At 59.2% G+C, this 5,702-nt stretch carries 3 protein-coding genes; all 3 read left to right on the top strand.

The features are described from left to right. Positions 1-383: 383 nt before the first annotated feature. Entirely contained in the window at positions 384-2,060 is a 1,677-nt protein-coding gene (locus VFN25_RS16480; protein ID WP_325143876.1) for an amidohydrolase, read from the top strand. A gap of 271 nt (positions 2,061-2,331) precedes the next feature. After that, positions 2,332-3,240: a sulfate adenylyltransferase subunit CysD gene (gene cysD, locus VFN25_RS16475; RefSeq protein ID WP_325143873.1), complete on the top strand. Its 909-nt coding sequence runs from the start codon at positions 2,332-2,334 to the stop codon at positions 3,238-3,240. A 17-nt stretch (positions 3,241-3,257) separates the two neighbouring features. After that, on the top strand, positions 3,258-5,195 hold the full coding sequence (gene cysN, locus VFN25_RS16470) for a sulfate adenylyltransferase subunit CysN (protein WP_414648988.1): 1,938 nt from the start codon (positions 3,258-3,260) through the stop codon (positions 5,193-5,195). Positions 5,196-5,702 lie beyond the last annotated feature (507 nt).

Raw genomic sequence — 5,702 nt, 5'->3', positions numbered from 1 at the left:
GACACGAAGCGAACAGGACGTCCGGGTTGGGATGCCCTGTGGCGGGGTTGGGCGCGCCTACAACAACGCATTGAGGGCTATCACCTTGCCCAAGAAATGATGCCAAAGATGTGATCAAGAGACAGGCGCAGGCAGGGGTCCGGTGACCCTGTTCCTGATTTTACGTTGCAGCGAAGCGCAGCAACCCCGCACTTGCTGCCCTCGAATCCCATCCTTCTCGTCGCCCCTGTGCAGGCAGGGGCCCAGTGACTTTGCCTATTTGAAGCACGCCGCTACGCTGCACGGCATCCCTGCCGGGGGCAAGTGAACCAAGGCCGGGCTGCAGTTCGCGAAATGCCGATGTTGGCGTATCGTTGCCGATCCTGTCTGCCGGAGTCTTGCTGATGATTGCGACAACCCGTTTTGCCCTGGCCTTTTCCGCGCTGCTGGCAACACAAACCGTGTTCGCTGCGGATCTATTCGTAGACAACATCAATGGCTATACGTTGAATACCGCCGGCAAGCTGCAACGCTTCGAGGCCATGCTGGTCGAGGACGGCAAAGTGCTCGCCACCGGCAATCATGCGGACATGGCCAAGCGGGCAGGCGATGCCCGTGTCATCGATGGCAAGGGCAAAACCCTCATGCCCGGATTGACCGATGCGCATGGTCACGTCATGTATCTCGGCAAAATGTCCCTGCAAGTGGATCTCGCCGGCACGCCGTCGATTGATGCAGCCCTGGCCAAGGTCAAGAGCTACGCCGCGACGCACAAGGAGGATCAGTGGATCGTCGGTGGCGGCTGGAACCAGGTTATCTGGAAACTTGGACGTTTTCCGAATGCGAAGGAACTCGATACGGTCGTTTCCGATCGACCGGCCTTCCTGCAGCGGGTCGATGGCCACGCCGCCTGGGCCAACTCGGCGGCGATCAAGCTTGCGGGCATCACCAAGGATACAAAGGATCCCGTCGGTGGTCGCATTGAACGAGATGCCGAGGGCAATCCAACCGGCGTATTCGTTGACGCTGCGGCGGGGTTGATTTCCAGCCTGATTCCCCCACCAACCGATGCGCAGATGAGCGCCGCACTCACGTCGGCGCTTGCCACGATGGCCAGTGTCGGCTTGACCGGCGTTGATGATGCCGGCATCGATCTGGCCACATTCAAGCTCTACAAGCAATTCGCCGACGAGGGCAAGCTCACTGCTCGCATCTACGCGATGATCCGCGGCACCGGCAAGGATTTCGATACGATCAGCAAGAACGGTCCGCTGATCGGCTACGGCGATGATTTTCTGACCGTGCGCAGCGTCAAATTGTTTGCCGATGGCGCGCTCGGCAGCCGCGGCGCGGCCATGCTCGCGCCATATTCGGATGATTCAGAAAATTCCGGCCTGCTGTTCAGTCCGCCCGCCAAGATGACCGCGATGATCAGCAAGGCGCTCGGCAAGGGCTATCAGGTTTGCGTGCATGCGATCGGCGACAAGGCCAACCGCGAAGTGCTCGACAGCTTCGCTGCGGCCTACAAGAAAGACCCGAATGGAAAGAAACTGCGCAATCGCATCGAGCACGCGCAAGTGGTTGCGCTGGATGATATTCCGCGCTTCGTCGATCTCGGTCTGATCGCCTCGATGCAACCGACTCATGCCACCTCGGACATGAACATGGCCGAAGATCGTGTTGGCCACGAGCGCATCAAGGGCGCTTATGCCTGGCGCACATTTCTCAAGCAGGGTACGCATATCGCCGGCGGATCGGATTTCCCGATCGAGTCACCGAATCCATTTTTTGGGCTGCACGCCGCCGTCACCCGTCAGGATCACGATGGCCACCCACCCGGTGGCTGGCATCCCGAGCAGGGCATGACCATCACCGAGGCCCTGCGCTCCTTCACCCTCGATGCCGCCTATGCCGCCCATCAGGAAAAGACCCTCGGCACCCTCGAGCCCGGCAAATGGGCCGACTTCATCCTCATTGATCAGGACATCTTCAAAGGCGATCCGGCGACGATCTGGAAGACGAAGGTTTTGCAGACATGGGTGGCGGGCAAGTCTGTCTATCAGGACAAGGCTGCTGATTGAAGTCATCGTGATCGCCGATCCTCGGTAACGGAAGGGCAACGATTGATTCAGCCCATGAATTGCATGAGTTCGCGCTTCTCCCGCCAGCAGGAGAAGGAACTGTTTCATGAGATTCTTGCTGTTAGCCCACTCAGTCAGAGTGATTGAGGATTTCCGTTTCCCTGGAGGCGCCGGGGGCAACTTGTCGCCGTTATATCGACATGACCACGTCCACACGTCCGTCAATATCCAATCTGCGATAATCCGCAATCACACAGAACCCGATTCCGCCGTGACCCAGCCCAGCCAAAGCCATCTCGACCGCCTCGAAGCCGAGAGCATCCACATCCTGCGCGAAGTCGCCGCCGAGTTCAGCAATCCGGTGATGCTGTATTCGGTGGGCAAGGACAGCTCGGTGCTGCTGCATCTGCTGGTCAAGGCATTCGCGCCGGGGCGGCCGCCGATCCCGCTGCTGCATGTCGATACGCGCTGGAAGTTCCGCGAGATGATCGCCTTCCGCGATCAGCGTGCCGCCGAAACCGGTTGCACCCTGCATGTGCATATCAACCCGGATGGCGTCGCGCAGAACATGAGTCCGATCACGCACGGTGCCACCGTGCACACCGACGTAATGAAAACCCAGGGCCTCAAGCAGGCCCTGGACAAGTTCGGATTTGATGCCGCGATTGGCGGTGCCCGGCGCGATGAGGAGAAGTCGCGGGCCAAGGAGCGCGTATTCAGTTTCCGCAGCGCGCAGCATCGCTGGGATCCGAAAAATCAGCGCCCGGAGCTGTGGAATCTGTACAACGCGCGCATTCACAAGGGCGAGTCGGTGCGGGTGTTTCCACTGTCGAACTGGACCGAGCTGGATATCTGGCTATACATCTTCCGCGAGCAGATTCCGGTGCCGTCGCTGTATCTGGCCAAAGAGCGGCCCGTGGTCGAGCGCGATGGTGCGCTGATCATGGTCGACGACGATCGCCTGCCGCTGCGCGATGGCGAGCAGCCGATGATGAAAAAAGTGCGCTTCCGCACGCTGGGCTGCTATCCGCTGACCGGCGCCATCGAATCGGATGCCGACACGCTGGAGGCCGTCATCCAGGAAATGCTCGTCTCCACCACCTCCGAACGCCAGGGTCGCGTGATCGATCACGATCCTTCCGCGTCGATGGAAAAGAAGAAACAGGAGGGGTATTTCTGATGAAGCCGGGATTCGGGATGACCAGCCGTACGGCTGTTAAGAGCGGGGATTCGGGATTGGAGGGGCAACTTGGCGCGACGACGAGCATCTCCGAATATTTGGCGCTGCACGAGTCGAAAAGCCTGCTGCGCTTCATCACCTGTGGCAGTGTCGATGACGGCAAGAGCACGCTGATTGGTCGCTTGCTGCACGACTCAAAGCTGCTGCTCGATGATCAGCTGGCCACGCTGGAATCGGACAGCCGCCGCTTCGGCACGCAGAACGGCGAGATCGACTTTGCCCTGCTCGTTGATGGCTTGGCTGCCGAGCGCGAGCAGGGCATCACGATTGATGTTGCGTATCGTTTTTTCGGCACCGAACAACGCAAGTTCATCGTCGCCGATTGTCCCGGCCATGAGCAGTACACGCGCAACATGGCAACCGGCGCCTCCACCGCCGATCTGGCCATCGTCCTGGTCGATGCACGCAAAGGACTGCTGACCCAGACCCGTCGGCACAGCTATATCGTCTCGCTGCTCGGTATCCGTCACGTGATCCTGGCGGTCAACAAGATGGATCTGATCGATTATGACCAGGCCACGTTTGAGCGCATCGCCGAGGATTATCAGCAACTGGCCGAGCGGCTCGGCATCGAAAACGTGCACAGCGTGCCGTTATCGGCATTGAAGGGCGACAACGTGATGTCGGCCAGCACGCAGATGCCGTGGTATCAGGGTGACAGCCTGCTTGGGCTGCTGGAAACCATCGACGTCAGCCGCGCCGAAAGCAAGCAGCCATTTCGCCTGCCGGTGCAGTGGGTTAATCGACCCAATCAGAATTTTCGCGGATTCTCCGGGCAGGTTGCCAGCGGTGAAGTCCGTGTTGGAGATGAGGTCATCGTGCTGCCGTCCGGCACGCGCACCCGGCTCGCCAGCGTGATCAATCCGCAGGGTGAATCCAGCAGCGCGCGCGAGGGCGAAGCCGTCACCGTGACCTTGGCCGACGAAGTCGACGTCAGCCGCGGTGACGTGATTGCAGCGACCAGCCATCCGCCCGAAGTCGCCGATCAGTTTGCCAGCCATGTGCTGTGGATGGCCGATACCCCTCTGCTGCCAGGCCGCGGCTACTGGATGAAAATCGGCAGTCAAACCGTCGCCGCGCAGATTACCGAAATCAAGCATCGCGTTGACATCAACAGCCAGAAACTTTTGGCGGCCAAGCGGGTAAACCTCAACGAGGTCGCCTACTGCAACCTGATGCTCGATCAGCCCATCGCTTTCGAGCCGTATGCGGACAATCGCACCCTCGGCGGGTTCATCCTGATCGACCGCCAGAGCAACGCCACAGTCGGCTGCGGCACGATCGATTTCGCCCTGCGCCGAGCCACCAACATCCACTGGCACCAACTCGAAATCGGCCGCCAGACCCGAGCCGCAATCAAGGGCCAGAATCCATCGTGCCTGTGGTTCACCGGCCTTTCCGGCTCCGGCAAATCGACCATCGCCAACCTCGTCGATCGGCGTCTGCACACGATGGGATATCACACCTATATCCTCGATGGCGACAATGTCCGTCATGGACTCAACAAGGATCTCGGCTTCACCGACGAAGATCGTGTCGAAAACATCCGACGCGTTGCTGAAGTCGCAAAGCTCATGGTCGATGCCGGCCTGATCGTGCTGGTCAGCTTCATCAGCCCATTCCGCGATGAGCGCCGCATGGCCCGCGAGCTGTTCGATGACGGCGAGTTTCTGGAAGTGTTCGTCGACACCCCTCTCGAACTTTGCGAGCAGCGCGATCCCAAGGGCCTGTATCGACGCGCGCGCGCCGGCGAAATTCCGAACTTCACGGGCATCAGCTCGCCCTATCAGCCACCGGAACATGCCGACATCCATCTGCAAACCGCCGATCTCACGACGGAGCAGTCGGTCGAACTGGTGACCTCGCGATTGCTCGGTCAGACCGACCCATCATGAGCTGAAGATTGGGCCGGACAAAATCGGCGCAATGGATCATGACAACAGCATCGGGTCGGGACTCGGCGTCGAAAACCAGAACGCTCGATGGCATTGCAGCTAGCGGGGATTCTGCCGACAGCCAGGGAATCGCCTATGCCATCCGCCAGGGAAAAGCCCTCGGCAAACTCGATCCCGACGAAAGCTTCGGCTTTCGGTGTATATTTCATGGTCCAACTCAATCTTGCAATGTATCTGGATTAGGCTGCAAGATTAGAATGCACGACGCTCGAAAGCTGTTGATTTATTTCGGATATTTCCTGCACGACTTGCGGACTACCCCAGATTAGACAGCAGGATTAGAATGCACTCTGCAATCGAATAGTAGTTGTGCCCCATGCAAAGCGCCTCGCAACCATTAGAAAAAGCTCTGGAGGCGTTCGCAGCCATTCCGAATCTCCAGGCAGCTTTTATTGTTCTATTTGTCGTCTTTTCCGTGGTTGCGGGCAATGCTGTTGTTGCGCTGCA

The sequence above is a fragment of the Dokdonella sp. genome, from assembly GCF_035703485.1.
GTDB lineage: Bacteria > Pseudomonadota > Gammaproteobacteria > Xanthomonadales > Rhodanobacteraceae > Dokdonella.
Note: the sequence above shows the minus strand (reverse complement) of the source record. Positions and strands in the feature narration are given on the sequence as shown.

What these genes read in the sequence shown, in the direction of transcription:
- VFN25_RS16480 (WP_325143876.1), top strand. Translation starts at nt 384, where the DNA reads ATGATTGCGACAACCCGTTTTGCCCTGGCCTTTTCCGCGCTGCTGGCA.
- cysN (WP_414648988.1), top strand. Translation starts at nt 3,258, where the DNA reads ATGACCAGCCGTACGGCTGTTAAGAGCGGGGATTCGGGATTGGAGGGG.